This is a genomic window from Methylobacterium sp. Leaf106 (genome assembly GCF_001422895.1).
GTDB lineage: Bacteria > Pseudomonadota > Alphaproteobacteria > Rhizobiales > Beijerinckiaceae > Methylobacterium > Methylobacterium bullatum.
This window is the reverse complement of the sequence record NZ_LMNB01000001.1, coordinates 232,146-258,797: the sequence shown is the minus strand read 5'-3', so window position 1 is coordinate 258,797 and position 26,652 is coordinate 232,146. Positions and strand designations below refer to the sequence as shown.

At 60.9% G+C, this 26,652-nt stretch carries 35 protein-coding genes and 1 pseudogene; 28 read left to right on the top strand and 8 right to left on the bottom strand.

Annotated features, from left to right (window positions below; translation table 11 throughout):
* Window positions 1-387 precede the first annotated feature (387 nt).
* The 3 genes from ASF34_RS01265 to ASF34_RS22580 all read right to left on the bottom strand — a co-directional run bounded on the left by ASF34_RS01265 (window position 388) and on the right by ASF34_RS22580 (window position 1,725).
* Window positions 388-867, bottom strand: coding sequence for a helix-turn-helix domain-containing protein (locus ASF34_RS01265; RefSeq protein ID WP_082493995.1), 480 nt, complete (start codon window positions 865-867; stop codon window positions 388-390).
* Entirely contained in the window at window positions 849-1,118 is a 270-nt protein-coding gene (locus ASF34_RS01260; protein ID WP_056157873.1) for a BrnT family toxin, read from the bottom strand. Before ASF34_RS01260 ends, ASF34_RS01265 begins: the two co-directional genes overlap by 19 nt.
* A gap of 151 nt (window positions 1,119-1,269) precedes the next feature.
* Entirely contained in the window at window positions 1,270-1,725 is a 456-nt protein-coding gene (locus ASF34_RS22580) for a hypothetical protein (protein WP_156465587.1), read from the bottom strand.
* 359 nt (window positions 1,726-2,084) lie between these two features.
* Here ASF34_RS22580 and ASF34_RS01255 point away from each other — a divergent pair, with 359 nt between their 5' ends.
* The 5 genes and pseudogenes from ASF34_RS01255 to ASF34_RS01230 form a co-directional block, all read left to right on the top strand.
* The gene (locus ASF34_RS01255; RefSeq protein WP_156465586.1) at window positions 2,085-2,666 is read left to right on the top strand and encodes a hypothetical protein; all 582 of its coding nucleotides are present in this window, start codon (window positions 2,085-2,087) and stop codon (window positions 2,664-2,666) included.
* Entirely contained in the window at window positions 2,663-3,031 is a 369-nt protein-coding gene (locus ASF34_RS01250; RefSeq protein ID WP_056157867.1) for a hypothetical protein, read from the top strand. The genes ASF34_RS01255 and ASF34_RS01250 overlap by 4 nt, the downstream gene beginning before the upstream one ends.
* Window positions 3,032-3,429: 398 nt before the next feature.
* Complete coding sequence (locus ASF34_RS01240) at window positions 3,430-4,023, top strand: phage antirepressor N-terminal domain-containing protein (RefSeq protein ID WP_056158864.1); 594 nt, start codon at window positions 3,430-3,432, stop codon at window positions 4,021-4,023.
* Between the two features lies 1 nt (window position 4,024).
* Entirely contained in the window at window positions 4,025-5,224 is a 1,200-nt protein-coding gene (locus ASF34_RS01235) for a tyrosine-type recombinase/integrase (protein ID WP_056157860.1), read from the top strand.
* 64 nt (window positions 5,225-5,288) lie between these two features.
* Window positions 5,289-5,534, top strand: a pseudogene (locus ASF34_RS01230) (phage major capsid protein); the annotation flags it as partial.
* Window positions 5,535-6,084: 550 nt separating this feature from the next.
* On the opposite strand, the gene ASF34_RS22575 reads toward ASF34_RS01230, so the two are convergent.
* Entirely contained in the window at window positions 6,085-6,513 is a 429-nt protein-coding gene (locus tag ASF34_RS22575) for a hypothetical protein (protein ID WP_156465585.1), read from the bottom strand.
* A gap of 147 nt (window positions 6,514-6,660) precedes the next feature.
* On the opposite strand from ASF34_RS22575, the gene ASF34_RS01215 reads away from it, so the two are divergent.
* From ASF34_RS01215 to ASF34_RS01190, 7 genes are all read left to right on the top strand, one after another.
* Window positions 6,661-7,029, top strand: coding sequence for a hypothetical protein (locus ASF34_RS01215; RefSeq protein WP_156465584.1), 369 nt, complete (start codon window positions 6,661-6,663; stop codon window positions 7,027-7,029).
* On the top strand, window positions 7,026-8,867 hold the full coding sequence (locus tag ASF34_RS01210) for an AAA family ATPase (RefSeq protein ID WP_156465583.1): 1,842 nt from the start codon (window positions 7,026-7,028) through the stop codon (window positions 8,865-8,867). Before ASF34_RS01215 ends, ASF34_RS01210 begins: the two co-directional genes overlap by 4 nt.
* Before the next feature lie 30 nt (window positions 8,868-8,897).
* Window positions 8,898-9,326: a hypothetical protein gene (locus tag ASF34_RS01205; RefSeq protein WP_056157844.1), complete on the top strand. Its 429-nt coding sequence runs from the start codon at window positions 8,898-8,900 to the stop codon at window positions 9,324-9,326.
* 168 nt (window positions 9,327-9,494) lie between these two features.
* Entirely contained in the window at window positions 9,495-9,749 is a 255-nt protein-coding gene (locus ASF34_RS01200) for a hypothetical protein (protein WP_056157841.1), read from the top strand.
* A gap of 194 nt (window positions 9,750-9,943) precedes the next feature.
* Entirely contained in the window at window positions 9,944-10,153 is a 210-nt protein-coding gene (locus ASF34_RS22570) for a hypothetical protein (protein ID WP_156465582.1), read from the top strand.
* Window positions 10,154-10,249: 96 nt separating this feature from the next.
* The gene (locus ASF34_RS01195) at window positions 10,250-10,585 is read left to right on the top strand and encodes a hypothetical protein (RefSeq protein WP_056157838.1); all 336 of its coding nucleotides are present in this window, start codon (window positions 10,250-10,252) and stop codon (window positions 10,583-10,585) included.
* A 9-nt stretch (window positions 10,586-10,594) separates the two neighbouring features.
* Entirely contained in the window at window positions 10,595-10,909 is a 315-nt protein-coding gene (locus ASF34_RS01190; protein ID WP_056157836.1) for an HNH endonuclease, read from the top strand.
* Window positions 10,910-10,932: 23 nt separating this feature from the next.
* On the opposite strand, the gene ASF34_RS22565 is transcribed toward ASF34_RS01190, so the two are convergent.
* Window positions 10,933-11,673, bottom strand: coding sequence for a hypothetical protein (locus tag ASF34_RS22565; protein WP_156465581.1), 741 nt, complete (start codon window positions 11,671-11,673; stop codon window positions 10,933-10,935).
* An 880-nt stretch (window positions 11,674-12,553) separates the two neighbouring features.
* Between ASF34_RS22565 and ASF34_RS01180 the strand changes: the two genes are divergently transcribed.
* The 4 genes from ASF34_RS01180 to ASF34_RS01165 all read left to right on the top strand — a co-directional run bounded on the left by ASF34_RS01180 (window position 12,554) and on the right by ASF34_RS01165 (window position 15,241).
* Window positions 12,554-12,838 (top strand): hypothetical protein, encoded by a 285-nt coding sequence (locus ASF34_RS01180; RefSeq protein WP_056157830.1) that lies wholly within the window; start codon window positions 12,554-12,556, stop codon window positions 12,836-12,838.
* 197 nt (window positions 12,839-13,035) lie between these two features.
* On the top strand, window positions 13,036-13,731 hold the full coding sequence (locus tag ASF34_RS01175) for an HK97 family phage prohead protease (protein ID WP_056157828.1): 696 nt from the start codon (window positions 13,036-13,038) through the stop codon (window positions 13,729-13,731).
* Window positions 13,728-14,999 carry a phage major capsid protein gene (locus ASF34_RS01170; protein ID WP_056157825.1) on the top strand — a complete coding sequence of 424 codons (1,272 nt, stop codon included), beginning with the start codon at window positions 13,728-13,730 and terminating at the stop codon, window positions 14,997-14,999. The genes ASF34_RS01175 and ASF34_RS01170 overlap by 4 nt, the downstream gene beginning before the upstream one ends.
* A gap of 11 nt (window positions 15,000-15,010) precedes the next feature.
* Entirely contained in the window at window positions 15,011-15,241 is a 231-nt protein-coding gene (locus ASF34_RS01165) for a hypothetical protein (RefSeq protein ID WP_056157822.1), read from the top strand.
* Between the two features lie 313 nt (window positions 15,242-15,554).
* Here the strand turns inward: ASF34_RS01165 and ASF34_RS21925 are convergent, their stop codons facing one another.
* The 3 genes from ASF34_RS21925 to ASF34_RS22560 form a co-directional block, all read right to left on the bottom strand.
* Window positions 15,555-17,438: an ATP-dependent nuclease gene (locus tag ASF34_RS21925; protein ID WP_162240019.1), complete on the bottom strand. Its 1,884-nt coding sequence runs from the start codon at window positions 17,436-17,438 to the stop codon at window positions 15,555-15,557.
* 879 nt (window positions 17,439-18,317) lie between these two features.
* On the bottom strand, window positions 18,318-18,554 hold the full coding sequence (locus ASF34_RS01160; protein WP_056157820.1) for a hypothetical protein: 237 nt from the start codon (window positions 18,552-18,554) through the stop codon (window positions 18,318-18,320).
* A 121-nt stretch (window positions 18,555-18,675) separates the two neighbouring features.
* Complete coding sequence (locus ASF34_RS22560) at window positions 18,676-19,422, bottom strand: hypothetical protein (RefSeq protein ID WP_156465580.1); 747 nt, start codon at window positions 19,420-19,422, stop codon at window positions 18,676-18,678.
* A 694-nt stretch (window positions 19,423-20,116) separates the two neighbouring features.
* Here ASF34_RS22560 and ASF34_RS01155 point away from each other — a divergent pair.
* From ASF34_RS01155 to ASF34_RS01105, 12 genes are all read left to right on the top strand, one after another.
* Window positions 20,117-21,307 (top strand): site-specific integrase, encoded by a 1,191-nt coding sequence (locus ASF34_RS01155; protein ID WP_056157817.1) that lies wholly within the window; start codon window positions 20,117-20,119, stop codon window positions 21,305-21,307.
* A 239-nt stretch (window positions 21,308-21,546) separates the two neighbouring features.
* A complete protein-coding gene (locus tag ASF34_RS01150; protein ID WP_156465578.1) occupies window positions 21,547-21,825 on the top strand; it encodes a hypothetical protein in 279 nt (92 codons plus the stop codon).
* Between the two features lie 5 nt (window positions 21,826-21,830).
* Entirely contained in the window at window positions 21,831-22,334 is a 504-nt protein-coding gene (locus tag ASF34_RS01145) for a hypothetical protein (RefSeq protein WP_056157811.1), read from the top strand.
* A gap of 93 nt (window positions 22,335-22,427) precedes the next feature.
* On the top strand, window positions 22,428-22,691 hold the full coding sequence (locus ASF34_RS23285) for a hypothetical protein (RefSeq protein ID WP_056157809.1): 264 nt from the start codon (window positions 22,428-22,430) through the stop codon (window positions 22,689-22,691).
* 164 nt (window positions 22,692-22,855) lie between these two features.
* Window positions 22,856-22,999, top strand: a complete 144-nt coding sequence (locus tag ASF34_RS23280) for a hypothetical protein (protein ID WP_227441005.1) — start codon at window positions 22,856-22,858, stop codon at window positions 22,997-22,999.
* A complete protein-coding gene (locus ASF34_RS01135) occupies window positions 22,999-23,652 on the top strand; it encodes a hypothetical protein (protein WP_056157806.1) in 654 nt (217 codons plus the stop codon). The genes ASF34_RS23280 and ASF34_RS01135 overlap by 1 nt, the downstream gene beginning before the upstream one ends.
* Window positions 23,649-23,978 carry a hypothetical protein gene (locus ASF34_RS01130; RefSeq protein ID WP_056157803.1) on the top strand — a complete coding sequence of 110 codons (330 nt, stop codon included), beginning with the start codon at window positions 23,649-23,651 and terminating at the stop codon, window positions 23,976-23,978. Before ASF34_RS01135 ends, ASF34_RS01130 begins: the two co-directional genes overlap by 4 nt.
* Window positions 23,978-24,658, top strand: a complete 681-nt coding sequence (locus ASF34_RS01125) for a hypothetical protein (RefSeq protein WP_056157800.1) — start codon at window positions 23,978-23,980, stop codon at window positions 24,656-24,658. The genes ASF34_RS01130 and ASF34_RS01125 overlap by 1 nt, the downstream gene beginning before the upstream one ends.
* A 3-nt stretch (window positions 24,659-24,661) precedes the next feature.
* Complete coding sequence (locus tag ASF34_RS01120; RefSeq protein WP_082493983.1) at window positions 24,662-25,072, top strand: phage tail terminator-like protein; 411 nt, start codon at window positions 24,662-24,664, stop codon at window positions 25,070-25,072.
* Between the two features lie 37 nt (window positions 25,073-25,109).
* Window positions 25,110-26,042 (top strand): phage tail tube protein, encoded by a 933-nt coding sequence (locus ASF34_RS01115; RefSeq protein WP_056157798.1) that lies wholly within the window; start codon window positions 25,110-25,112, stop codon window positions 26,040-26,042.
* Window positions 26,042-26,242, top strand: coding sequence for a DUF7302 family protein (locus ASF34_RS01110; RefSeq protein ID WP_056157795.1), 201 nt, complete (start codon window positions 26,042-26,044; stop codon window positions 26,240-26,242). Before ASF34_RS01115 ends, ASF34_RS01110 begins: the two co-directional genes overlap by 1 nt.
* Window positions 26,239-26,649 (top strand): hypothetical protein, encoded by a 411-nt coding sequence (locus ASF34_RS01105; protein ID WP_056157792.1) that lies wholly within the window; start codon window positions 26,239-26,241, stop codon window positions 26,647-26,649. The genes ASF34_RS01110 and ASF34_RS01105 overlap by 4 nt, the downstream gene beginning before the upstream one ends.
* Window positions 26,650-26,652: the final 3 nt, after the last annotated feature.

Genomic DNA, 26,652 nt, shown 5'->3' with positions numbered 1-26,652 from the left:
TTTCTGGCTGATGGGAGCTTTCACCGGACTCTTCATCAGCGATAGCTCTGTCTATAGTCTCGATTTCATTCTGATACGCTAAAACCTTACTAATTTGGCCAGCAAGGATACCTTGTTTTAGATCTGCCACCGCTATTCTTGCGCAATCCCGCCTTTTGGCGACGAAATACTGTCTGATAAGCTTCAAGCTCTCGACCGATTGTTCGCTCAAAATATCCTCCCGACCTCAGTAGAGCAAAGCTGGCGCTACTCGCTGCCGCCCTCTCACAATGTGGATTGCCGCGAGAGGATGGCAAGCGTGCACGACAATTCCCGCCGGGCATCCAGAAGGCGACGGGGAAGCCGTAGGCCCCGGCAGGGTTAGCAGCCGGGGTGCGGTTGTCGAGATCACTCGTGGTGGGCCGGCGGCACCCCGAGAAGTACCTCCAACTGACCCACCACTATTCCGACCTTATCCTCAACCGTAGTCTCAACACTCCTTGCCCGGACCATCTCGGCGAGGACATCATGAAACGAGGGCGGCTTTGTTTCGAACCCCAACGCCCGCATCGCCGCTTCGGGTTCACGGTCGAAGATCGTCAATAGCGAGCGAGCGGCCGGGTCCGGCTGCTTTCGTCCCTGTTCCCAGTTCCGAAGGGTAGCCGCCGGCACACCTAGCGCATTCGCGAAGGCAACCTGTGTGAGGCCGAGCCGTGCGCGGATATCGGCGGGCGAGGGCATGGCGCGATAGCCTACGGGTTCCGCGTCCGGCTCGTGGCCGTCTTCGACCATGTGCCGGCGGATATCCGCTTCCGTGGTAGCGTCCATTTTGGCTTGATCGACCTGGGGCCGGTTCGCCTTGAGGTAGTCTAGGCTGACGCGTGCCATAGCTTGCGCTCCTTCCGATTGGCGCGGCGGGCGGAAATGATCCAACGCACGTCGCCGCGATCCGTGAAAGTGACATTGTAGATATCGCCGTCGACCTCGCCGAGGGCGTTCACACGAACCTCGCCGTAATCCTGGCGGTCATCGGTCTTGAGGAGTGTCCGACCGAGGAAGATCAGCGCGGCGAAGTCGAAACCAAAGCCGCGCTCGGCCTTGTTCGTCTCCGACTTCTCATCGTGCCAATCGAAATCCATGGGGAGTGTGTACGCCCTGGGCGCACAAGAGGCAAGGGCAATCTCTGCGCCCTAGGCGCATTTATTTCATGCGGCGGGATCTCTATGGCGTATCCCGCCGATGTTCGTCGAGTAAGTCCGCCGCATCCAAAAGGCGACCAAGAAGCCGTAGCTATTTCAGTTCTAAGGCTAGAAACTTTCGAACGTACCCATCATAATAAGACATTGGCAAGTTCGAAACATAGCCCTCCATATGAGCTTTGATAGCAGAATTGCTACTAGTGATTTTTATTGCCCCATCGTAATCGCAGAACAACTGAAGAAAGGACTTAATTTGCGGAGTCCACTCTCTGGACAGGGTGAACCTAGCGGACGCTTCTCTTTTACTTTTATCAAATTCGGACTTCACCATTGAGACGGAAGCGCCGGTACCCTCGAGTTCATCGTTAACATTCGATACAATACGAGAAAATCGATCCGAAACGTCCTTCCATGCGAGAGCAACTTTGTCCAAGGCGGCTTGTCGAGCGGCCTCATCGCTTAGTCTTTTAGCTGCCGCTTCATCCACGCGCGACCTTTGAGCTCTTGCGGCATCGGCCAGCGATGGCGTCGGCGTTTCGTCAGACATGAGCACTCCGTCAGAGCAACAAGCTCCTCTACTAAACGTGCACGACGAAACCCCCGCCGCCTTGCCGGGCGCGGGGTTGTCGTGTCATGGTGAATATGGAGCCTGAGAACTCTCGGAATGGTCCCTTGCCGGGGATAGCATTCCATCTGCGATAGGCGTGTGCTGCGGCTTGCCGGCCGGAGTGTCGCCGAAATCTTCGACGCGCCCGATACCGTGGGTCGCGACCGGCTCACTATGCCGGGAGTGCCACGGTTATACAAGAGCCTTCGGGTGAAGGCCGTGGCGCACGTTTCGCAGCGTGTTCTCAGACTCCCGGCGCCAGTCCCGCTGACTGGTTTGGTCGGATGCCCCTGAGAAGGTTGAAGACCCAGGCCCTGAGAAGCCTGTTTAGCTGCGAAAGACCATTCACCATGTCGTTTCAAAATATGCGCCGGGCGTTCTTCGCCCCGCTGCCGGCTGCGCCTACGGTCGGACCTGTGACCCGCGCCATTCGCGGCCTGCGCCCGAATGAGATGCCGTCGTGGGAGATCCGCGAAGCTGAGATGCGCCGGCAGGAAGCCGCCGACCTCCTCGCCCTTCGTCGTCGCGTGGCGAAGGCCGTCGCCGAGGGGATCGACTTCCTCGACGCGACCGGCGGCGACCCCGATCTTGAGGACGACGGGGACGTCGAGCCCGACGAAGACGCTAACTCCGACGACCAGGGCGGCGAGGATGCGCTAGGCTGGTGCGAGAACGCGAGACAACTCGGCCTCGGCCCCAACACGCCGGACGGCGACGCGACTGCGCTGGAGCGGGCTGGAGCGGGTTTTAAGCGGTCCGGTCATGAGGACGACGAGGAGAGTCACGATCAAGAGGCCGACGACGACCGCGAGCTCGACATGGCGGAATGGGGCATCGGTGACGCCGATGGTCTCGCCGAGCAGACTGGACTCACGGCATGAGCGGCCCCGCATCCCGCCGGGGCTTCCTCTCCGGCCTCGCCTCGCTCCCGCTCATCGGCGGCAGCGTGGCGCTTATCGGCTCGCCCTCGGCGGTGGCCGCACCGCTCACCCCTGACCTCCTCGACAGCTACGACGCATGGCTCGAATACGAGCGTCGCTGGCTACAGTGGGAGCGGTACGGCAACCGCGACACGATCCAGCGCCTTTCCCTCCCGTTTCGGGACGAAATGGCGGGCTGGGATCAGTTCGACATGATCCCGGCAGCAAACGATGGCGCTCGCTTTCACGGGAACAGCGAGCCCCCGGCCTCGACCCGCGCCGCTCTCGTTCTGAGCACGGTTGGATGCGGATGGAGGGGCTTCTGATGGCGGACCAGCCCCACCCGAGCGCCATCTGGTGCGCTTTCAGCGACATGGAAAACGACATCGCAGACGTGTGGCGGTGGTCTCAGGTTTTCCACGCGCTTGGAACCTGCGGCACTTCCTACAGCCCGGAAGCCCTTGCTCCGATAGCTGACGCGGTGAGCGACCTTCATCGCAGACTTCAGGCGAAGTGGGATTACGCCGCCGACTTGGCGAGATTGCCGCTCTAGCACCCCCGGCCCGGCCGCTCGCACGGTCGCCTCAGAACTGAGGCCGCAGCACGAACGCAGTTTTGCGTCGGTCTACCGAGCCCGGCCGGGCCTCACGAACGCCGCTCTCCAATCCCGGAGGGCGGCGCCTGCGCCTCTATGATGGAGCCGCAACCCGTGAGGATCACCCCCATGTCCAAGCTGACGACTATCGAGTTTCACGGCGACACCCTGTTCGCCATTGAGGAAGCCGGCGCCGTCCGCGTCGCGCTCAAGCCCATCACCGACCGGCTCGGCCTCGACTGGGCCGCGCAGCTACGGCGGACGAAGCGGGACGCCATTTTGGCTGAAGGTATGGCCATTATGACCATACCTTCGCCGGGCGGCGCTCAAGAGACCGCAACCCTGCCGCTCTCTCTCCTGCCGGGCTGGCTCTTCGGGATCGGCGCTAATCAGGTGAAAGCCGAAAGCCGCGCCCTGGTGCTGACCTATCAGCGAGAGTGCCACGACGTGCTGTTCCGGCATTTCTTCGCGCCGGAAAGGCATCCGCGTCACACGGATACCTTGCCCTTCGACCCCGCCCGCGAGGAGACGGTGCCGGTCAAGCGCCAGCTTGTGACCGAGGCCCGGCAGACCTTCGGAGCCCGCGCCGCCGGCTCTCTCTGGTTCGCCCTCGGCCTGCCTATCGTCCCTGAGATGCGGGCCACGGGACGACAGACGGCAATGGACTTCACCTATACCGCCGTGACGCACGGCGCTTCCCCTTCGACCCGAGGAGACCTTTGACATGGCGAGCGTCAACAAGCGCGAGTGGACGACCCCGAAAGGCGAGAAGAAATCGGGATGGGAGGTTCGCTATAAGGACGGTGGGAAGCACCGAAGCCGCACCTTCAAGATGAAGAAGCAGGCCGACGCCTACCGCCAGAAGGTGGAGCGTGAGACGGCGGACGGCACTCACCTTGCCGAGAGCGAGAAGAAGACTGTTGATGAAGTCTGCGAAGCTTTCATGCGCCTACAAGAGGACCGCGTTCGGAACGGCATCATCGGGCAAGGCCGATACGAGAACCTGAAAAAGGCGGTCGATCGGAACATAAAGCCGCTGCTTGGCCAGAAGCTCATCGCGGACGTGACGCCCTCCGAAATTGAGACGTGGTTTCACACGGTGGTGCGGAAACAGGGTCTCGCACCTCAGACGGCACGCACCCGGCTCATCGACCTGAAATGCGTGTTTGAGTATGCGCAGCGGTACGGCCACGCCAAAGCCAACCCGGCTCAGGGGGCCATCCGGCAGATCGGCTCTTTGCCGCGCGTGCGGATCAAGACCTTTCAGGAAGCCGAGGTTAAGCGCCTTTTCGTGGCGGTACAGGATCGGCCGTTCCGGTTCCGCGAGCGCAGCTTCCATCTCACTCGCGCCTTCGTCTATCTGGCTTCGCTTTGTGGCCTGCGTCTCGGCGAAATCCGTGCGCTTCGGGGGCAGCACGTCGACTTCACACGCAACGTCATCGAGGTTCGGCACAGCCTCACTGACACCGACAAGCTCAAGCCTCCGAAGACGAAGGCGGGCATCCGCGACGTGCCGATGCCGCCGCCCGTGGTCGATGCCCTACGCGAGATCATGGCCGACTGGTACGTCCCGAACGAGATGGGCTTCATCCTGACGAGTTCGACCGGCGCCCCTATGTCGCCGGGCAACTTCCGAAACGAAATCTGGTATCCCTTGCTGGATCGGGTGTCGCTCAAGGTGCCGGGCGGGAAGCAAATGCACTTCCACGCGCTCCGGCACTTCTACTGTTCGATGATGATGCACAATGGCGTTGGTCCGTCCGACGTTGCCGCCCTCGTCGGTCACAGTCACTTCGACGTGACGTTGCAGGTCTACGCCCATCCGATCCTCAGCGGACGGGCCAGAGCCGAGCCCGGCGACCGTCTCGCGGCGTCTCTCATGCCTCCCCGGATTGAAGGCCCGACACTTGCAGCCGCGATCTAGCCTGCCTCGTTTACGCATGGTTTGCGCATAGCCCGCTAAGTCATTGATAAGACAGGGCCTGTTTGATTGGGCCCGCATCGAGCTCACCAAGGACACCCAGGGCCGGTACATCATCGGCTCGCCGCAGGGCAATCTCGCCCCGCGTCTCTGGGGCCTGCCGGTCGCCACCACGCTGGCGATGACCGTGAACCAGTTCCTCGTCGGCGCCTTCCGGCTCGGCGCGCAGCTCTTCGACCGCATGGCGATTGAGGTTCTGCTCTCCACCGAGAACGAAGACGACTTCGTCAAGAACATGATCACGATTACAGCGGGGAACGATAATCGCTGTATTTATAATGACTTAGCCGCCTAATGGGCGGATTTGTCTATTGTAGGGTGCGTTTCCGCTAATTGCCTGATTTTGCGTAACTTTTGCGCCATTTGCCTGGGAACGCGGCGCATGCGTCACCCATAAACTGCCCATGGATGCCCTCATGAACGATAGCAGCGATGGCGGCGCCGACCTCCTTCACGGGGTCAAGGCAATCGCCAGTTTCCTGGGGCTGTCATACTGGCAGACCTATGGCCTGATCCGACAGGAAGGACTTCCGGCGTTCCGTCTTAATGGGAAGCAGTGCGCTCGACGCGCGACCCTCCGGACGTGGCTTAAGACCCGCGAGGCACAGGCCGGTGGCAGCGACCAAACCTGACTCGCCTCACGTCCCGATCTATGCCGGCGAGATCGTCGTGGGCCATGCCTACCAGACGCCGAAAGGCTGGGCCGCTCGGATGCAGGATGGCACCCGATTCGGCTCTCACGCGGCCCTCATCGACGCGCGGGCCGCGATCCTGGCCCGGCACTATGCGCCAGGATCACGAAATCAGATGTGGTTGATGACCCCAAGATCAGAAAGTATCTGATTGCCTAGAGCGATAAGAAACACATCGTCATCATCAGCGGCATATGTCCCTTGGCGGGAGTTTCCGCTCATAAGATGCTGCCCTTGCACTACACGTATCTTATCATAACGCAGATCAAGGATATACTGTTGAGCTGCGCCGCCGGTTTTAAGTTTGATTGTCAACGTTCCCAGGTTGTTTTCGCGATTAGCGTTAAACGTAGCGACTTTAAGCTCCAGTGTATTATCCTGGTGCTTCAATGCAGCATCGTAATTCTCAATTCCTTGGAATAGCCAAAAATAACGTTCTGTTAGTTCCTTTCTTACAGACAACACCGTCCGACCTTCCGGCACGCCCTTATGCTTCTCCAGAACTTTAGCGAAGCTTGCGAACGGCTCTGTCTTAGACATTTCTGACATTCCTCCCCGGCAGCAACTGCCTAACTTCCGGTAGCAGCCGCCAGTGCGCGGGCACAAGGATAATCCCATGCACGTCTCGTTCAACGGGGCCGGGCGCAGCGCGCTCGCCGCCGCGCTTTCGCACGGACGGTCTGTCTGATGGGCCGCCGTAAGATGCCCGTCGTCCCGGTCGACTTCGAGGCTGTTACCGAGGCCGACCGCCGGTTCTTCGTTCGCCATCCCGATCGGTCACACCGCGTCCGCCATACCTCGCAGGCCGAGATGGCGCAGGTCACGCGCTCAGGATCTATGCTCGACGCTCCGATGCCCGGCTTCCGATGGTTCACCGCAATCCGTCAAGTCGCCGAGGGCGTCCGTGTCCGCGTCTACGTCCAGGCGCCAGAGCTCTGCGATACTGACGTTTCCGAGGCCGTCGCCGCGCAGATTTATCGCGAGGTGGAGGGGCAGGGCACACGCGACCTCACCGCCCGCCTTGTAAGCGCACTGAAAAAAGCGGGGGCCATGTGAGCACCACCAATATGGAGCGCCCGCCCAAGCCGTCCTATCCGCCGTTCAATGGCCTGCCGGACCTGCCCGCCATCCGCGAGATGCGGGAGCGGCCGCACTGGCTTGCCTGGAACTACGAATGGAAGGTGAACCGGCAGGGCGTCGGCAAATGGGACAAGCCGCCGCTTAACCCGCACACCGGACAGCACGGCTCCTCGACGGACCCGGCGACCTGGGCGACCTATGAGCAGGCCGTGGCCCGCGCCAAGCGCGAGAACCTTCCCGGCATCGGCTACGTCCTCACGCCCGACATCGAGGACAGCGGGATCGACCTCGACAAGTGCCGCGACCCGGAGACCGGCAAGCTACAGGCATGGGCGCAAGTCGCGGTAGACTTCGCCGAGACCTATACCGAGATCAGTCCATCCGGCCGGGGTCTCCGGTTCTTCGTGCGTGGCCTAGTAGACGGTCGAAAGATCGACGCTGCGCAGGTCGAAATCTACACCGAAGGCCGATACCTCACCGTGACCGGCCGGCATGTGCCCGGCACGCCGACGGAGATCCGCGAGGCCCCGCGCCTCGTCGCCTACCTTCAGGAACGGGCCGACCAATTCCGCGAGGCGCAGCGAGCCGCCGCCGAGCTGGCCCGCGAGATGGACCGCAAGAAAGCTGAGAAGCGGGCCGAGGCGGGCATGGGACCGTCCATCAGCGAGCGGGCCGCGGCATCCGCGCGAGCCCGTCACGATACCGGCGGCGGCGACTTCTGGAGGACAGTGAACGACCGCGCTCTCAGCAACCTTCACGCCTGGGTCCAGAGCATGTTCCCGACCGCGAAATGGCAGTCCGGGACCGGCGCCTACCGCGTCAAGCAAAAGGACCTGGGCGAGACTTACGAGGAAGACCTTTCGATCCACCCGGACGGGATCAAGGATTTTGGCGTGGCCGACATGGGCGACGCGATGGACGGCGGCCGGTCTCCCATCGACATCGTGCAAGACTACCTGCCGGCGCGGGATGCGCGCGAGGCCGCGTTCTGGCTATGCGACCGCCTGGGCCTGCGTCCCGAGGACATCGGATGGCGAGGCGGCAAGCGGGAGGATGGCGACCACCAGGGCACCGCGGATCGGGGTCCATCGCCGGAGCCGGAGCACCAGGCCGAACCGCCGCCGCCCGCCTTCCAGGCCCGGCCGTTCGTATGGGTGGACCCGCGCACCCTGCCGCAGCGGGAATGGTTGCTCGGCCGGCATCTCATCCGCCACTATACCAGCGCCACCATCTCGCCCGGCGGCCTCGGCAAATCGTCCATCATCATCGTGGACGCGCTTGCCCTCGTGACCGGCCGGAACCTCATCGGGCACCAGCCGCACGGCCGGCATCGGGTGATGATCTGGAACGGCGAAGACCCGATTGAGGAGATGCAGAAGCGCATTCTAGCGGCCTGCCTACATTTCGAGATCGACCGGACGGAGATCGAAGGGCGCCTGTTCGTCAATTCGGGCAGAGACGACCCCATCACGATAGCCAAGATGCATCGCGGCGACGTGGTGATAGCCGTGCCTGTGGTGGATGCGCTGAAGGCGACGATCTTGGCGAACCAGATCGACGTGGTGTTCGTGGACCCCTTCGTGTCCTGCCATGAGGTGACGGAGAACGACAACAACGCCGTGGATCGGGTGGCGAAGCTATGGGGCCGGCTCGCAGGGGAGACCGGATGCAGCGTCGAGCTCGTCCATCACTCGCGCAAGACCGGCGGGGCCGAGATCACGATTGAGGATGCACGCGGCGCTGTGGCGCTGCTCGCGGCAGTCCGTTCGGCCCGGACCCTCAATGGGATGCAAAAGGACGAGGCCGAAAAATAGGGCATCCCGGATCGGAGGCTTCACTTCCGGGTGGACAATGGCAAGGCGAACCTCGCGCCGCCGCCGTCCGAGGGGTCGGCATGGTTCAAGATGGAATCGGTTCCGCTCGGCAATGGCGGGAGCCTCGGCACCCTCGCCCTCGACGGCGATAGCATCGGCGTGGTGACGGAATGGAAGCCACCGAACCCGATGGACGGCGTGTCGGTCGCGGACCTCAGAAAAGCGCAGGCCGCGACCAGGGATGGCCGGTGGCGTGAGAACTCGCAGGCTCGAGACTGGATCGGCAAACCGATCGCCTATGCGCTGGGCCTCGACCCGGAGAACAAGGCCGACCGGGCGAGGATCAAGGGAATGCTCGCCGTCTGGATCAAGACCGGCATGTTTGTCGCCGTCACCGGCAAGGACGACAAGGCGATGGACCGGACCTTCATCGAGGTCGGCGAGATCGCCGCTGACTGAGCTTCCATACCCGAGGTTCGGCCCCTAGCGCGTCCACACCCCACCCCACACCCCTAAAGGGGTGGTGGTGTGGACTGGAGTTTCCACACTTCCACACCGTTCCACACCTCACCTGTGGAAGTGTGGAAACCATCACGGACATCGCCGATGGAACGACCACGGAAGGGCATGAGCCCGGCCGCGAGGGCGCGCGCCTATGCCCGCTCGCAGAAGTGGATCAAGGCCAACCCTCAGAAGCGCCGCGCGCATCGAGCTGTCGAGAAGGCGAAGAAGCAGGGCGCCTTGAGACCGGAGCCTTGCGCGGTTTGCCGATCCGAGCCGGCCGAGGCGCATCACCCCGACTATGCCGACCCTCTTCGGATCGAATGGCTCTGTCCGAAGCATCACAAGGCGGCGCACCGCGAGGCGCAACCTGGAGAGTGAGATTCTCCACTTCCACCTCGCCAGTCACCCCCATCACCACCCTCCACCCCCCTATAAGGGGTGGTGGAGGGTCGGTAGCTTCCACTTACCCCCACCTATCTCCACCCACCAGTTTGAGGTGGAGATAGATACCACTTGCGGTATGAGGTTAAGGCGCTTTGGCTCGACCCAGCGCGGTACATGGAGAAACGCTCTTGCCCGATTTAGTCGATCCCGGTGCGGCCTCGGTTGCAGCCTTGATTTTGAATGCCCGGACCCTTTTGGCACTTGTCGACAAAAAGGTTCTAACCCAAGCCGAGGCCGAGGCAATTATCCAGGCAACCGCAAATCAGGTCGCTTCGGCACCGGGTGCGGACGAAGGAAAGAAGGTGCTTAAAACCATCTTCCCACAGATGAACTTCTAGCCAATCAAAGGCCAGCCGGGACCAAGCTCGGCTGGCCAGCTTTAGGCACGATACGGGGCACCCCTCAAAGTTCGGCCGGGTAAGGGCGAGAACCGCATGGGTTCATCCCTTCGCACCGAAGACGAAATCCAAACTAAAAAGTTGGGGGATCTGATGCCCGATAACCCGATCACTCACGGCCTCATCCATAGCTGGCCTGACGTAGGCGCGTTGCAGGTTTTGGTGATGGAGACCGTGGACCATCCGCGAACCCTCAGCGTCAGCGTCGTCGGCGGACCCTATGGCGAGCACACGATAGCTGAGATCGACAGCACCGAGCCGGGCTCACGCGCCAAGGCCATCTCTCTCGGCGATACCGTCAACACCGTGTTGGAAGCCGCCTTCCTCGGATGGTTCACGCCTGAGGACGAGATCGACGTGACCAAGCGATAGGGACAGACCATGGCCCGCCTCACCACCCTGAAGCCGCAACTCCGCATGATCGATACGAGGATTAAGGTAAGTCGAGGCACCGAGCCCGGACAGCCGTTCTACAGCACGCCGGAATGGCGAGAGCTTCGTGACCGGCTTCTCCGGACCCGGGGCCGAAAGTGTGAGGACTGCGGGCGCACAGGAACCCGGATCTACTGCGACCATGTGGTGGAGATCAGCGACGGCGGTCCCGGCCTGGACGAGAGCAACGTCCGGCTGCGATGCGGCTCATGCCACACGAAGAAGACGGCGGACGCGAGGGCAAAGAGGCATGGGCTGCGATGAGCCCGAAACGCACTAGTTCCACCTTAGCCGATGGCAGGCAGGTGATGCAAAAGCTGTCCGGTTAGCTGGGGCATCCAACTTTTAATGTCATCGAAGCGCGTCGCATACCCTACCGCAGGCTGACCAGCTGTCTCTTCTCCAATATATACACCTATTACTCGATAAGGGGCATTTGCAACAAGCGGGCGAGCAATAATCGGCGATCCCGAGCAGCATGCCCCAGCAACAGCACTCAGCTCATAGAAAAAACGACCAATGTATATTGATGACCCCAGAGAACGAGAGATCCGCCTACGAATATAACCTCGACTATATATGAGATCGGGCGAAATCATATGCTTGGCTTCTTCGGCATTCGTTGCGAGAGCGCGTATTTCGTGCGCGACTCGTTCAGGATACCCCCAGAGGTCATATTCACATGAGGAATTTTCCTGTGAAGGCGTTACTTGAAAAATGCTCTGAAATGCTCCATCCATTTTTATGATGGCAACGTCTTCGTCTGGGTGTTTTTCTGCGCCTATTATTCCAACAGCCTCCCACTTTGCGGCCTCATTAATAAATAGACCAACGATATCGCTACCAACATACCGGTTTTTATCGTCATCGAAGTGAAGCTGATCAATGACGTGTGAAGCGGTAATTGCAAAACCTTTATCACCAATAAAAAAGGCGGTTCCTCTCAGTAAGAAACGGTTATTTATCACCACCCCAATTGGGAAAACAAAATCTCTGATAGGTCTTACGACCAGATCCTGCTTGAACATTTGTCACCGCATGCGTTAGGCTGGAGGTGCCCGAACTTGGCTGGCACACCTTGGCATGGCAATTTGCTCATCGACAACCCAAGAAATTGAGGCGTCTACCTACATCGAGCCATGATCTGGCACTGGGCGGGGGGGGAAGCAAAACTCAGAGGCCCTAAGGGCCACGCATCGCACAGGATCGCACGCGCAGATTTTTTTGCTGGGAATGGTTTTCGCGTGCGGACCCTGCCGGACGTCCCGCCGATCCCCTCGCCGTTTTTTCGATTTCCGCAGGGCGATTGATGATTGAACCGACCCCGCCATCATGGATGCGCCGTGCCGAAAAGCGCGAGTTTCGCAGGGTGATTGCAGCCCGTTCGGCCCTCGGGAAGCCCATTTCAGACGCCGAACTCGATATGGTGGCGGACTATGTCGCGGCCCGGCTCCGACTAGCCGAACTGCGGGATCGAGTGACGCCCGGCCTGCCAACCGACGAATACCTAAGGCTCACGAGGGCGATTGAGGCGGCGACCTCGACCAGTCGGCGGCTGGCCCGCGACCTACGCCTGATAGCGCCGCCAATCCCGCGTCCTGGGAAGAAAGAGGCGGCTCGGCTTGCGGCTGAAAAGCTCGGGACCGATGCCTGGGACAGCCTTCTCGAGCCGGATCGGCCGCGATCCCCGTTCCAAGTGCCACGTACCCCAACGGGCATTCTCGGCGGCAAATAACGCACGAACTGATACACCGTTTAAACCGCTTTTCGTTCGCCGCTCCATCGGCTTTAGCCCGATCCGGCCGAAACCCCCCTTCCTAAAATTCTGTCGAGTGCGAACGCCGCTTCCCATGCGGTCCACGCCCTATCGGCCGAACCTTTTCACTCACCCCCACCCCTGGAGACACCATGTCCGATCACCCTTACGCCTCGCTCCACGAAGACCTCCGCTCCGAGCCGTTGCAGGAAGCCATCCGCGACAAGCTCCGCGAGCTGATCGAGGCCGGCGCCAAGCCTGCCGACGTGGCTGAGATGGGGCTCGTTGTCGCCTGCGCTCTGCTGATCGACGTTGAAGGTGTCGCTAAGAGCGCCGTTCGGATCATCTCGGCCGGCACAGCTTTGGCGAACATCTCACCCGAGCTACAGGCCGCGGCCCGCGACCGGAAGGCTATCGGCAGCCATCTCAGCCATTGACGGAACCTATCGCTTGCCGTAAAGCTTTAGGCGTTATCGATCGGTTCGGCTGTCACCGTGTGGCACGGGGCATCTTCGACGAGACACCTTCGGCGCACTGGCGGACGCTAGGCGGCAAGGCTGAACTGGACACCTACCGACACCGCTTCGAGCGGTCTGTCTGTCGTGTCCGTCGCTTTGATCCACGAAGGTGATCGATGGACCTCGAAACCCTCTCAGCCCCGCTCGAAATAAAGCTCGCTGGCAACACCGATGCCGGTGAGTTCGAAGGCTACGGCGCGTTCTTCGGCAATATCGATAGCCATGGCGACACAATCGCGCCCGGCGCCTTCAAGGCCAGTCTCGACCGTCGCGTCCAGAGCGGCCTGCCTGCCGTCCCGATGCACTTCAATCACGGTCTGCCGGAGTACGGTGGCGAGCCCGCGATTGGCGTGTGGAAGGCCATGTCAGAGGACAGCAAGGGCCTGCATGTCCGGGGCCGCATATCCGGCATGAACACCGACCGGGGGCGGCACTACTACGAGCGGGTGAAGGATGGGGCCATCTCTGGCCTCTCCATCGGCTACCGTGTCCCGGCCGGCGGCGCTGTTAACGGCAAGCGCGTCGGCGAACCCAGGCGCCTCCTCAAGGCAATCAACCTCCACGAAGTCTCTATCGTGGACGAGCCGTCCAACTCCCTCGCTCGCGTCGGCTCCGTGAAGCTCGCGGCGCGCGGCGAACTCGAAACCCTGCTTCGAAAGAGCGGTCTGTCCAAGGCCGCAGCCCGGCAGATCGTGGCCGGCGGCTGGGCCGCACTCTCCGACGAACCCCAACCCTCCAACGATCCAATGTTGCGCGACCTCGTGAAGGCGCTCGACCGCAATCTCCTCGACCTGAAAGGCTTGAACCGATGAACCGTCACAACACCCTGGCCGGCGGTTCCGCCGCCTTCCTCGCCGCCAACACCATCGGCCGCTTCCGCATCGCCTTCGACAACCCGGAGAACCTGGGTTCGGCTGTGATGCAGCGCCTCGACGCCAACCACACCGAGACCAAGGGCCTCTTCACCAGGACCGACGAGCGCCTGGGCAAGGCCGAGGCCGCAATGGGCGAGGTGAAGTCGAAGCTCGGCGACATGGACGCCCGGCTGGCCGATGCAGAGCAGAAGGCGGCTCGGCGGGGCGGTGGCGGGTCTCTCGCCGGCCCGAAATCCTGGGGGCAGCGGTTCGTTGAGGCCCCGGAATACAAGTCGTTCGATGGCTCCCGCGACCGGCAGGGCCTGCGCTTTCGTGCCGAAGTCGCCTCGACCGAGGACGAGCACAAGAACATCACCAGCGTGACGGCTTCCGGCGGTTCTCTCGTCGGCCGCGACCAGCGTGTCAGCGATCCGGCTCTTCTGCCCTGGAATGCTCTCACGGTCCGCGATCTCGTCGCGCAGGGGACGACCATCTCCAATGCGGTCTCCTACCCCCGGATGACCAGCCGCACCATCGGGGCCGCCATGGTGGCGGAAGGCGCGCTGAAGCCGCAATCGGACCTTGCCTTCGAGGAGGTGACGGCGCCGGTTCGCACCTTGGCGCACTACTTCCTCGCCAGCCGGCAGATCATCGACGACGCCCCGGCGCTCGCCGCCACCATCGACGCCGAGGCGCGCAACGGCCTCGCCGACGTCGAGGACGCGCAGCTTCTGTTCGGCGACGGCACCGGCCAGAACCTGCTCGGCATCGTCCCGCAGGCCAGCGCCTTCGTGAAGCAGTGGACGAACGCGACGGGCTCGCCCCTCGACGTGCTCATCCAGGCCATCGCTCAGGTGGAGGCGCTGAACTGGAAGGTGGACGGCATGGTCCTGAACGCCGTCGATTGGCGGATGCTCCAGGCCATGAAGGACACGCAGGGCCGCTACATCGGCAACTCGCCGTTCGAGGCGTCCGTCCTTCAGCGCATCTGGCAGACGCCGGTGGCGACTACGAACCGGATGCCGAAGGGCACCTTCCTCGTCGGTCCGTTCAAGACGCAGGCACAGATCTTCGACCGGATGGGAATCGAGGTACTGGCCTCGTCGGAAGACGGCGACAACTTCCGCCGCAACCTCATCACCCTACGTGCCGAGGAGCGCCTGGCCTTCACTGTGAAGCGTCCGGCGTCGTTCGTGACCGGTAGCCTCTCCGCCACGCTGGCATAGGGGAGGCGACCATGGCCGATGACGTGATCGTCCAGCCGGTCCGGACCTATCTCGAGGGTCCGGACCTGAAGCAGGCGACCGACCAGCCCTATCAAGTTTCCCGCTCGCGGGCCGTGGAGTTGCGGGGCAATGGCCTCGTGACCTTCGAGGAGGCCGCGCCAGAGGCGGCGCCGGAGCCCGCCCCGGCGGAACCGGAGCCGGAGGCGCAGAAATCACGCGGACGGCGCCAGCGCCCCGCGTAATGCCAAGCAGGATTCTCCAACTTCCAACATCGGCCTGCGACTGAGGGCAGGGCACATTCGAGACGAACAACGAGATCACTTCCGACGCCTGCGATTCCCAAACCATGAGCGCACGTCAGCCGCTTCGTCCTCTTGGCGACACCGAAACCCGCACCAGTGGCACCGTGGCGCGACGCAGCGCCGGCTTCTACAGAGCCTCGCCCCCGCAACCCGACCGCAGCCGGCGATAACGCACTCCGGCAGTATGGGGCGGCAAGGGCAGGGGCCGCTTTAGAGCGGCGATGCCTACTGACGAGAACGAAACCCTCTCGACTTACACGGCCAGCCTCTTTTCCAAATCTTCTAAAACAATGCTTGCTAATTTATTGAATTCTTCACCCAACGGGATAACATTATCACTCGCTAAACTTTCCTGACAAAATCTAAGAATTTGGCCCTTCTTTGGCCTTTCATTTATATTTAATGTATTTTTTATTATATCTAGCGCGTCAACATCAAATAAATCTTCAATGACACTTACGCTTGGGACAATGTCAGTTATCGTAATGACTCTATCAGGCGGCACCCCAAACTCTGTTTCGTATCGTTTCTTTTCATTTTTACCCTGCTTATCCCCGTCAAGCACAAACAAAAACTTTAAATTCCACCCTACGTGGAGCGCAACAAGGGCGCCAAATGTGCCAGCCCCTAATCCCGGCAATAAGGGCAACTCTCGTTTCTTTAATAGCTCTTTTGCGTATCGCAGAACATAGTAATCCGATTTACCCTCTAAAACGATAGAGCTCTTTTTTATATCGAACCGTGACGGTATCACTTCCAGTCTATCTAGTATTGGCTGAAAATAGCTAGTTTTGTTAGGGTGGAGGTCAATAAACGCCCTATAACGATTAGCTTTAATATCAAGCGATTCATCATCCAGTGATATCGCCTCTAAGACTGATTTAAGGGGAGTATCTGATCTGTTTGTAACGATAAATGTCTGCTCCAACCATTTTGGCTCAATCATATAATGGCTGTGGGTCGTGTAAATCAGTGTATGTTCTCCCTTCACAATCTCAGGAAAGCTATCGATTAGCTTCTGCTGAGCGGCCGCGTGAAGATTCGACGCCGGCTCGTCAAACAAGAACAGCATATTCTGAGATTCATTCCTCGCGACGCGGAACTGTGTAAACAGCATAAATGCAAAGAACCATCGAAACCCAAGGGACCGATCATTAACGGCAAACCGCCTAGTTCCGTCTTTAATTTGAAACTTTATGAATATATCGTGCTCATTGGTTTTTTTAATTGTGCCAGAGGTCTCTGTTATCGTCCCCTCTTCTGTGTCAAAGGAGATAGTGACTTCTTTTCCCTGGGCGCTTTCTCCGAATATTTCATTCCACCGACCAAAGACAACTTTAGTAACAACGGCGCCGGCACGGTCTATAACGTGTTGGATTTTTTCCCTTGCATCGTGTCTACCAAATATTCCTAAAAACGAAGTCCATGGGACGACCATATCTGGCTCGCGAATTCGACGAACGATATTGTCTGTGATCTTATGTCCTTGCCCATCATAATCTAAAATGTCTTGAAAAACTCGACGGTAAAATTTATCAACCTTATTACCCTTATTAGTGAGATAGATAGTTTTCGGAAAATCGAAAACAAAAGTTGGAAAATAAGCTATATCGGGAGTAAAAGCGTAGAATGCGTCTCGAATATAATCTATTTCAGCGGCAGTTGGTGCTCTCCATTTCTTCTGCTTTCCCGTTTTTACTTGCATAGACAACTTCAACGCAAAGCTGCTTTTCTGAAAATCACCGTTTACAAAATCCTGGTGCCTTTCAAAGACAACCTCATTCGGTACCTTTGATCTATCAATTATTATTCCGCTTCTGCTCAAAAATAATTCAATAGCATGCGCGTTTGTCTTCGAAACCGATACTGTCGCTATCACTGAAACTCTACCCGTAAAACTTGATATTAGATGCCTGGGAACGCGAAATTTATAAGGAACTCCCGAAGTTTCGTCCCCGCCCACTAACTCGCTCGTGGCTGGGTCAGGCGAGAAACTATGTATAGCCTCTAAAATAGTTGTCTTCCCACTCTCATTTAGCCCAACGAATGGAAAAACGGCAGCGTGCCCGGCATCTAGATCAATTGTTGTGTCCTTGATACCTTTGAAATTGACAATTCGAAAACTTTTATAACGCATGACATTCCCTAGCTGCATACGTGCCTTCAAAGAGTTTAGTGCCTGCTCGTGTTATGGTCGAGGCCCGCGAGTTCAACTTCCTCATATATCGAGGTTCTTTTCAAATTTCTGAAGCAATTGGCACCATACGCTAATTCATGGAGAAGTCGGATACGGGTGTTCGAGTTCAGAGTTTAGCAAGGGTAATATTGACTGGACCGTATCCTCGACCGTTTGAGGCCCTTGCTGAGCAAACCCACAAGGGTCAAGTCCACGCGCAACATTTGTCGGCGTATAGGGTGTCGATACGCATTGCTCAGATGGCGAAGGCGTTTGATACGGTCGATTCAGAGGCTAGCGAGTTAACGAAGCAACAATCGTTTGATTTCAAGAAAGACGGGGCAGACGTAAAATTAGACCAACTCACAGGTTTCGCGGCCGTCCTCATCAAAGGTGGTCTCGGCCACGCCATAGGGGGGGGCTATTGAACCAACCCATCGCCTCAGCTTCCGCACCGGGAACGACGAGCGTCGTCACAAGTCCGTCGCCCGACTTCCTGGCGATTGTGGTCTCATCGACTCAGATGGCAACGACGACTCGCGTGCCGATGTCCGTGCAACGCTACCGCTTGTCGCCGCACATGAACTCGCCGCCAATGCAGAACTCGCTCAGGTCCATGGCTGCCATCGTCTCAGGCGACCCGCCGACGCCACCCACCGGGGGCAGGGTGCCTCTCATGCGCGGACGCAAGCGCTTCCAGCCACGAAGCAACGTCAGGCGGCACGGAGGCATCGCCAGAAGCCCAGCGCCTCACGAGGCGGTCATCGCAGCCCAACGCATCGGAAAGACCCCGCTGCGACCAGCGCAGCAGGGCCAGGACGTCGCGGAGGCGATCCGGGGTCAAGCCCCGAAAACCTTGATGAAGGCGGCGCCCGCACCAAACAGGGCGGCACCAGCGGCCATGCTGGAAAGGACGATCTGCCAGGGAGCAAGAGCGCGGTCGCGGGCCAGCTTCTCGGCCTCGGCGCGGAGCTTCGCCTGCTCGTCGATGAACTTCTGGGTCTCGGCGTTCGAGCGGAGAACGCGGGCGACCTGCTCGGCGATGTCGAGGCTGTTAGGGGCGGAAGTGCTGGCCATTGGGGTAGTCCCTCAATCCGGCCGGGGACAACCCCTCGGCCATGTCCGCAATATGAGGGAGCGTTGGTCAGAAGTCAAGATCCCGCTGCAACACGGCATTCAAGAATCAAAAGCTAAGATTTCATTCATTACCGACGCTTTCACCGGGAAGATCGCTCAATTCAAGTCGGTTTAGTAACGCCCTTCCTAGCGGTGACAAAATGTGAGACCCCTCCGGTCTGCCCGAAAACCTATTATTGATTGGAGCATGTGAATTACCTCCAGTTCTGGGTAAAAATTGCAGCAGGCCAAGCCGTTCAAGTTTCATTACGGATGCATCATGAAGCCCCTCGGCCACATGATACTCATCCGAATTAGGGAAATCTGCCCTTTGCGGATGTAGACGCCAAACGGCTCCCATGGGTTCGGCCCAAGAAATAAGAAGCGCAATATCTCCATCATCCAATTCGCCGTATAAAAAAATGAAGCGTTGGGTCGTCAAAGTGCCTGACACCTCTTGGGTCAGCCCATACGCTACAATTTGTGCAATATGCCCGCGGCGATCACTACTAATGAGTCGTGCAGAAACAGACGCCCCCTCTTCAATTAGGGCGACTTTTTCTGGTCGCTTCATTTCGCTCGCAATATTTTCCGCCGTCTCATCGCTGCTTAGACGATCAATACGCTCCTCAAGCGCTCGAAGATAAGCTTCGATACGGTCCACTCTCTGATTAGGCACAATCTCCGCGACTACTTCGACGAGCGCAGATCCCACTATTGGCACAAGACCAACACCTGCCCGCGCTAAAGCGGCCCACCGATCATTTGCGTTAGCACCCAACACAGGTCGGCTGTCGGATGCTGGAAGCTTTGAAATTTCTTGGTTCATGATGCCCCTCACCCTATGCGCACGGCGAACGCCGCGCCGCCTTGCTGGGCTCGGGTTTCTCGTGTCATGATGAATACGGAGCGTGAGAACTCCCGAACCGGGCCCTACTAGGGGTTGGCGGTTCTATCTCAGACGGAAGCTAATCACCTTGCCGAGTGAAGAGCCCCGTAAAACGACGTGCCCACTTTAACTAGCGGGCGCGACCGGCGATACTATGCTGGGAGTCCGTTCGCTATACAAGACCCCGAGAGGGGGAAGGCGAGCGGGCACGTTCTCTGAGGCGTGTTCTCACCCTCCCGGCGCCAGTGTCGTCCGCTGGCATTGGTTCCCCGGCGAGGGAGCCACCGGCCGTGAGAAGCCGGTTCGAGCCCCAGAGAACCCGGGATCATGTCTTTCCAAACCCACAGCCGGCCGCGTAGTGCGGCTGTGAGCCCGGCTGCGAGCTATCAGAGTGTCCCAACCAAACGTGCCACTGTGGATGCTGGACTCAAGAAATCTTCTTCGCGGGGGATGCGTCGTGAGGGGTCGGAGGGCGGGCGAAACAACGAAGGTCGCTCCGCCGGCTCACTCTGGTTTGCGCTCCGACTTCCTATCGTGCCGGAGTTGTGGGCCACGGGTCGGCAGGCCGCGATGGACGTCAGCTATACCGCTGTGCCGCACGGCGCTTCCCCTTCGACCCGAGGAGACCTCTGACATGGCGAGCATTGAGAAGCGGGAATGGGTCACGGCGAAGGGAGAGAAAAAGGTCGGATGGCGCGTCAGGTATCGGGACGGAGACAAGCAGGAGTCTGAGACCTTTGCCAAGCAGAAGGATGCGAAGGCTTTCAAGGCTCGTGTAGAGACGGACAAAGTGGAGGGCATCCATCGGCCGAAGCTAGTCCCCAGGACGGTCCAGCAAATCGCCGATGAATATCTGAGGGTGATGGAGGATCGGCAGAGGGATGGTCGGATCAGCCATGGACGCTTGAAGAACCTGGGCGTCGCAGCGCGCTGCTCAGTCCTTCCATATTTCGCCAAGCGTCGGATGGATCAGGTGACGCCGGTCGATGTTGAGGACTGGTATGCGAAGCTGGTTAGAGAGCGCCGCTTGAAGCCAGCAACGGCCAAAGGGCGCGTGCTTGAGTTCAAGCTCATGTGCGCCTTCGCCATCAAGCGGAAGTACCTCGCCGTGAACCCGGTCGCAGATGCGCTGAAAGAGATCGGCAGCGTCAAATCCGACCCGATCCGCACATTCACCCTTCCGCAGGTTCAGGCTCTAATCGCCACGGTCGAGACCCGAGCGAAATGGCAGCACGCCCGAACCCATCGGATGCTGCAATGCGCGGTCCACCTCGCGGCGTTCTGTGGTCTGCGCCTTGGCGAAATCATGGGCCTGAAGCGGTCGCGCATCAACTTCCAGGCGGGGGTCATTGAGGTCCGACATAGCCTCACACCCTTTGACATACTGAAGGGGCCGAAGACCAAATCGGGGGAGCGGGATGTCCCGATGCCGAGCCACGTCCGCGCCCTCCTTAGCCGGTGGCTGGACGACTGCTTCGTCGAGAACGACCGCGATCTCGTCTTTCGGGGCGAGAACGGCCGCATGATCATGTGGTCTGCCTTCAACGTCCACTATTGGCAGGCGCTCTTGAAGCGCGCTGGCCTGGATCGTCAGGGCGACCAACTTCACTTCCACGCACTTCGTCACTTCGCCGCGAGTTGGTGGATTCACAACGGGTGCCCGCTTCCCGATGCGGCCTCGCTCATGGGACACCAGAAGTTCGACGTGACGCTTCAAATTTACGCCCACCCTATCGTCGGAGGGCATCGCCGAACCGACGCTTTCGAGGTGATGGCAGCAGAACTTTTGGCCGCACCGAAGCTGGAACTGCTCCTCACTCCCTGAGAAAACGAAACGGCATGTTCCCATAGCGCGCCCATAGGCCGCTAAGTCGTTGATATTTCTCAGCCAAAGAACATGATCACCATTCGCGCCGAGGAGCGCCTCGCGCTCGCCGTCTACCGCCCGGCGGCTTTCGTCCAGGGCCAGCTCACCACCGTCGTCTAATCGGCGGCGTGAGCCTCTCCATCAACGACCGGCGGCGCCCTCGCGCCGTCGCCTCCCTCTCACAGGGGTCTGCCGACATGGCAAAATCTGACACCGTGATGGTTCAGCCGCTCACCTCGTACAACGAGGGTGCGGAGACCAAGCATTCTCACAGCCCTGCCTATGAGGTTGAGCGTCCGCACGCGGTCGAGCTTACGGCCAACGGCTTCGCTCGGATGCTGGACGGCTCCGCTCACGCCGACGAGGCGCCGGAGACTGTCGCAGCCGAAGCAGGCAAGGCGCCCCTCGAAGCTGAGGCCATGATCGACAACGACGCCAAGCCTCGTGGCCGTCGCGGCCCCGTAGCGCGGGACTGACCCACATGTGCCGTATCATCCTCACCATTGCGACCCTGCTCGCTCTGACGGGCGTGGTCTCGGCGCAGAGCTTCTACAACGGTTGGCAGCAGCCGGACGGCACTCCCATTCTGGGCAATGTCATCTACTGCGCCACGGGGAAGGCACGAGAGGCGCTTCCCTGCGGCGGTCCCACCACCCCGCTCACCGTCCTCTCCACGCCCTTTTCATTCGCCAACGGCGGAGACCCGATCATCTTCGCGGGCATCACTACGACCCCGAAGCAATTCCAGGTCGACAAGCCCGCCTCGGTTACGAGCTATCGCATCATCAACCCCTGCAACGTCGACATTCGCGCTCGCCGCGTCGCCGATCTCACGCAGCAGGTGACGCCGACCACTGGCGTCCGGGTGATGGCGCGCTCTGCTGAGACCTTCGGCACGTCCAGCCCCGGATTCGTCTCCATCATGGCGCTCGCTGCCCCATCGGCGGACTGCAACCTAGAACTCAACTACGGGAACGGCGGCTGATGCGCGTCCTGTGGCTTCTCGCATGCCTGAGCCTTGGGCTCGTATCGCCGGCCGAGAGCACCTTGCGCTCCATCAGCCCCATGATGGGCGACGGTGTCCAGCGCACCGGTCCTGCAGGCCCTCAAGGCGATCCCGGTGCGGTTGGGCCGCAGGGAAATCCCGGTCCGTCAGGCGTTGCCGGCCCAAAGGGAGATGCAGGAAATGCCGGACAAAAAGGCGACACAGGTACTCCGGGCGCAGCGGGTGCTGCTGGCCCCGCGGGTGCCGCCGGGGGAACAGGCCCGCAGGGTCCGGTTGGAGTCGCAGGCCCGAAAGGCGACGCTGGCGCTGCGGGACAGCCGGGAGCCGCGGGACTAAAGGGCGAAACGGGCGCGACCGGCGCCGCTGGCGCCCCGAAGCGCGTCGAGCGCTACACCGCCACCTCGAGCGCAAGCCTGACGGCCCCGGTCGCCACGTTCACTTGGGCCGCGTGCACATCGGCGGCCGATGTCGACATCATCCCCACGTGGTCCGGCAATCAGATGATCGTCGGCGGTGTGACGGCTCAGACCCTGTCGGGCGCCACCGTCGCGGTGAAGCGCTCGAAGGGCACCCTGCTTCTGACGGACGGGCCGTTTGAGCCTGCTCCGTCTACCCCCGTGACCATCAGAGTGATCTGCAACTGATGAGCGTCACCGTCCTCACGCCGGCCGCACAGAAGCGCCTCACCACGGCTGCGAACGCGCGCGGAGATCTCGGCCTGCCTGCCGGCTCCCCCGCAGATGCTCAGCTGGATCGCTGGATCGACCAGGCCTCGCAGCAGGCTGCCTCCTACTGCCGGCGCGTCTTCGGTAGGGAAACGGTGCGCGAGCGGGTCAATCTCTGCGGCTACCGCACGGACGATGGTGGAATCCTCCTCGACCGCGGGCCTGTCGTTCGCATCCTCGGTGCCTTCGTTGATGGCGTCACCTACGCCCCGGAGGCCTTTGAGGTCGTCGGTGGGCGCGAAGTTTTTCTGACCCTGGCGGGCGAGCGCACATGCTGGCGCGGTTCGCGGCTCGCGATCGACTACGAGGCCGGGTGGCTGCTTCCGGGTGAGGAGCGCGAGGTCAACGGCGTCACCTCCCTTGCCGAGGATCTCCCGGCCGACATCGAGCGCGCTGTGATCCAGCTAGTTGGGGTCGCGGCGTCCATGTCGGGCCGGGATATCACAGTGAAGAGCGAGCAAACGGACGGCGTCGGGCAGACCGATTTCTACGTCCAGGGCGCGAACGCCGCGCTCCCGCATCCCGAGGCCGAATCCATCCTGTCTCAGTACCGGCGGATGCTGTTCGCATGAGCCTCGCAGCCCATGAGATCGCCAAGCTAGATCGGCAACTCGCCAAGAAGGGTGAGGACGTCGTGTTGCGGGGCCAGGATGCGCCCGACGACGGCTCGCAGGATCTGACGCTTCGCGCTTTCGTGCGGGGCTACAAGCCGGACGAGCTCTCCGGCGGCATCAACCAGGGAGACAGCGAGGTCGTCCTCTCGCCTACGGGCCTCACGGTCGATCCGGCTCGCCTCGGCGGCCTCACAGTCGGCGGACGCTACCGCACCATCCAAGTCGCAAACCCCGTCCGTGTCGGTGGTGAGGTGGTGCGCTGGAATTTGTGGATCACCGGCTGATGGTCGGCCGGACATCGGTTCGTCTCGACCCGATCTCTCGCGATATCGCGGTGATGCTCAACGAAGAACTCTCGCCCGAGATGCAGAGCGCTCAACTGGCGACCTTCGCCACCGAGGCGTTGACCGAGGCGCAGGACATCAACCGCCAAGCGCTTGGCTACGTGCCGGACCATGACACGTTCATCGACGGGGCGAAGCGCGAGAGCCTTCAGGGCATCAACCCGCGCAGCATCGTCAGCATCGAGTTCCACCTGCTGATCGACGTGATCCAGTGGGTGGACGAGCAGCTTATCATCCATTCGCCGGTCAAGACCGAGCGGTACGCCCGCAGCCACGTCTGGTTCGCCGACAACGTCGAGATGGACCCGCAGAACCCGCCGCCGGCCGAGTCGTACATCGCGCTTAACGCGCAGCCGTATAGCCGTAAAATCGAGCGCGGGCAGAGCCAGCAGGCGCCGGAGGGCGTCTATCAGGCGGTCGCCACTCTCGCGAAGCGTCGGTTCGGCAACATCGCCTATGTCGGCTTTTCGTACCGGTCGTTCCCTGGCGGCGCGGTCGGCAAATGGGCTGATAGCGCATCGGCCGCCAAGCTCGCCAAAGACGTTCGAGGCGGCAGCGCCAATAAGCGCCGCGACTGGCTCACCCGTCAGCCCGCCATCTACATCGATCCGGGGCGCTGACCGATGCCGCTGAAGCTCGTCGTCGATGCCGTGGAGGCCAAACTCGCATCGGAATGGGATCGGTGTCCCGTCGTTGGCCTCAACACGGTTGGCGACACGCCGGTCGATAACAGCCCATTCCTGCAGGTGTCCTATCCCGTTGCGAATGGCGATCAGCTGACGGTCGGAGCACCGGGAGAGAACGTCTACCGCGAGGAAGGCGCCTTCCGCATCGAGATCAACGCGAAGCGTGGCAAGGGCGTCTCGGATGGCCTGCAATGGGCCGATGAAATCGCCGCGATCTTCCGAGCCAAAGAGTTCGGTGGTGTCCAGACCTTCGCCCCGTCATCTCCGGCGATCGACGACCGGAACGACAACGGCAAGTACTTCACCTTGTCCATCGCAGTCCCGTACACCGCGGACATCCTCGGCTGAGCGCTGATCGCTCTCCGCCTCACCCCTGGAGCACATCATGACCATCGCAATCGGCTCTAGCCGACGGATCGCCTATGTCGCGGAGGCCACCTACGGGGTGACCCCGGCAACGCCCTCGTTCAAGACGTTCCGCTCCACCGGCGGCGGGCCGCGGACGAACAAGACCACCGGCACGTCGGATGAGATCCAGTCCGACCGCAACATCCGCGACGAGTTCCAGCTCGGCCAGGACGTCTCGGGAGCCTACAATTTCGAGCTGAGCTACGGCAGCCTCGACGACATGCTCGAGGGCGCTCTCTTCGGCACCTGGACGACCAACGTCCTGAAAAACGGCACCGACGTGAAGTCGTTCTCGTTCGAGGAAACCATCAACATCGGCGGCGCGGCGCGCTCCTATTCGCGCTTCACCGGCGCCATGGTGAGCATGCTCAGCCTCGCCATCACGGCACGCGCGGCCATCACAGGCTCTGCGACCATCATGGCGCAGAAAGAGCTGCTGGACACCGCGATCGTCACCGGCTCGACCTATGCTGCTTCGGGAGCGACGCCGATCTCAACGGCCTCGGCCAACGTCGCGAACCTGACCGTCTCTGGCCTTACCAATCCGGCCAAGGTCCGCAGCCTCACCCTGGAGGTGAACAACAACCTGCGCACCCGGCCGGTCGTCGGCAACCTCTACACCGACTCCTTCGGCTACGGGATGTGCGAGGTCACCGGCACGCTGGAGTGCTATTTCGAGACGAACGAGCTGTACCAGAAGGTGCTCGACCACGGCAGCGCGGCCCTGACCTTCACGGTCGGCAACGCCACGAACCAGAAGTACACCTTCCTGCTCCCCAAGATCATCCTCGGCAACGGCGAGCGCCGGCCAGGCGGTAACAGCGACGATGTGATGGTGAGCATTCCCTACCGGGCCGTGCTCGATGCCACCACCGGCGCATCCCTCCAGATCACCCGTGGGGTTGCCTGATGAAGACCATCCGCATCACCGAGACGTTCGACGGCTACCCGAACGGCAAGGACGAGAAGCGCTTCACCAAGGGCGACGAGCCCGAGGTGTCCAACGAGTTCGCCGACCTCCTCGTCGAGAAGGGTCTGGCCAAGGAAATCGAGGCGAAGCCCGCGCCGACCGCGCCTGCCGCCCCCACGAAGAAGGACACTGCCGCGTGAAGCTCTCCGCCCTCAAGACCGACTCCGCCAAGCTCGAACAGGGGCAGTGGGTCAGGGACATCCCCGACATGGATGGCCTGGAGCTGAAGGTTCGCGGTCTCGGCAACACCGAGTACCGGCGCCTCATGGATAAAAAGGTCGAGGCGGTGCCGCGGCAGAAGAAGGTCCGCGGCCTCGAACCCGATACCCGCGACCGGATCGTCTCGGAATGCCTCCACGAGGCGGTTCTGGAGGACTGGCGTGGACTGACGGGGGACGAAGGGGAGGCGGTGCCGTATTCGGCGGGTCTCGCCCTCCAGCTGCTCACCGAGCCGGACTTCGCCCGCTTTCGCAGCGCCGTGCTCTGGGCCGCCAGCGTCGTCGCTGATGAGGCTGACCTCAGCGTCACGGACGCGGAGGGAAACTAACCG

Bases quoted from the DNA above. Each gene is read 5' to 3' on its own strand.
- ASF34_RS01250 (WP_056157867.1), top strand. From the start codon at position 2,663: ATGAGCGGCCCCGCATCCCGCCGGGGCTTCCTCTCCGGCCTCGCCTCG.
- ASF34_RS23280 (WP_227441005.1), top strand. From the start codon at position 22,856: ATGATCGTCGGCGGTGTGACGGCTCAGACCCTGTCGGGCGCCACCGTC.
- ASF34_RS01125 (WP_056157800.1), top strand. From the start codon at position 23,978: ATGGTCGGCCGGACATCGGTTCGTCTCGACCCGATCTCTCGCGATATC.
- ASF34_RS01110 (WP_056157795.1), top strand. From the start codon at position 26,042: ATGAAGACCATCCGCATCACCGAGACGTTCGACGGCTACCCGAACGGC.
- ASF34_RS01130 (WP_056157803.1), top strand. From the start codon at position 23,649: ATGAGCCTCGCAGCCCATGAGATCGCCAAGCTAGATCGGCAACTCGCC.
- ASF34_RS01170 (WP_056157825.1), top strand. From the start codon at position 13,728: ATGAACCGTCACAACACCCTGGCCGGCGGTTCCGCCGCCTTCCTCGCC.
- ASF34_RS01260 (WP_056157873.1), bottom strand. From the start codon at position 1,118: ATGGATTTCGATTGGCACGATGAGAAGTCGGAGACGAACAAGGCCGAG.
- ASF34_RS01240 (WP_056158864.1), top strand. From the start codon at position 3,430: ATGTCCAAGCTGACGACTATCGAGTTTCACGGCGACACCCTGTTCGCC.
- ASF34_RS01165 (WP_056157822.1), top strand. From the start codon at position 15,011: ATGGCCGATGACGTGATCGTCCAGCCGGTCCGGACCTATCTCGAGGGT.
- ASF34_RS01160 (WP_056157820.1), bottom strand. From the start codon at position 18,554: ATGGCCAGCACTTCCGCCCCTAACAGCCTCGACATCGCCGAGCAGGTC.
- ASF34_RS01235 (WP_056157860.1), top strand. From the start codon at position 4,025: ATGGCGAGCGTCAACAAGCGCGAGTGGACGACCCCGAAAGGCGAGAAG.
- ASF34_RS01150 (WP_156465578.1), top strand. From the start codon at position 21,547: ATGGCAAAATCTGACACCGTGATGGTTCAGCCGCTCACCTCGTACAAC.
- ASF34_RS22560 (WP_156465580.1), bottom strand. From the start codon at position 19,422: ATGAACCAAGAAATTTCAAAGCTTCCAGCATCCGACAGCCGACCTGTG.
- ASF34_RS22575 (WP_156465585.1), bottom strand. From the start codon at position 6,513: ATGTCTAAGACAGAGCCGTTCGCAAGCTTCGCTAAAGTTCTGGAGAAG.
- ASF34_RS01115 (WP_056157798.1), top strand. From the start codon at position 25,110: ATGACCATCGCAATCGGCTCTAGCCGACGGATCGCCTATGTCGCGGAG.
- ASF34_RS01155 (WP_056157817.1), top strand. From the start codon at position 20,117: ATGGCGAGCATTGAGAAGCGGGAATGGGTCACGGCGAAGGGAGAGAAA.
- ASF34_RS01265 (WP_082493995.1), bottom strand. From the start codon at position 867: ATGGCACGCGTCAGCCTAGACTACCTCAAGGCGAACCGGCCCCAGGTC.
- ASF34_RS22565 (WP_156465581.1), bottom strand. From the start codon at position 11,673: ATGTTCAAGCAGGATCTGGTCGTAAGACCTATCAGAGATTTTGTTTTC.
- ASF34_RS01145 (WP_056157811.1), top strand. From the start codon at position 21,831: ATGTGCCGTATCATCCTCACCATTGCGACCCTGCTCGCTCTGACGGGC.
- ASF34_RS01200 (WP_056157841.1), top strand. From the start codon at position 9,495: ATGAGCCCGGCCGCGAGGGCGCGCGCCTATGCCCGCTCGCAGAAGTGG.
- ASF34_RS01120 (WP_082493983.1), top strand. From the start codon at position 24,662: ATGCCGCTGAAGCTCGTCGTCGATGCCGTGGAGGCCAAACTCGCATCG.
- ASF34_RS01215 (WP_156465584.1), top strand. From the start codon at position 6,661: ATGGGCCGCCGTAAGATGCCCGTCGTCCCGGTCGACTTCGAGGCTGTT.
- ASF34_RS01175 (WP_056157828.1), top strand. From the start codon at position 13,036: ATGGACCTCGAAACCCTCTCAGCCCCGCTCGAAATAAAGCTCGCTGGC.
- ASF34_RS22580 (WP_156465587.1), bottom strand. From the start codon at position 1,725: ATGTCTGACGAAACGCCGACGCCATCGCTGGCCGATGCCGCAAGAGCT.
- ASF34_RS21925 (WP_162240019.1), bottom strand. From the start codon at position 17,438: ATGCGTTATAAAAGTTTTCGAATTGTCAATTTCAAAGGTATCAAGGAC.
- ASF34_RS01190 (WP_056157836.1), top strand. From the start codon at position 10,595: ATGGCCCGCCTCACCACCCTGAAGCCGCAACTCCGCATGATCGATACG.
- ASF34_RS01180 (WP_056157830.1), top strand. From the start codon at position 12,554: ATGTCCGATCACCCTTACGCCTCGCTCCACGAAGACCTCCGCTCCGAG.
- ASF34_RS01195 (WP_056157838.1), top strand. From the start codon at position 10,250: ATGGGTTCATCCCTTCGCACCGAAGACGAAATCCAAACTAAAAAGTTG.
- ASF34_RS01135 (WP_056157806.1), top strand. From the start codon at position 22,999: ATGAGCGTCACCGTCCTCACGCCGGCCGCACAGAAGCGCCTCACCACG.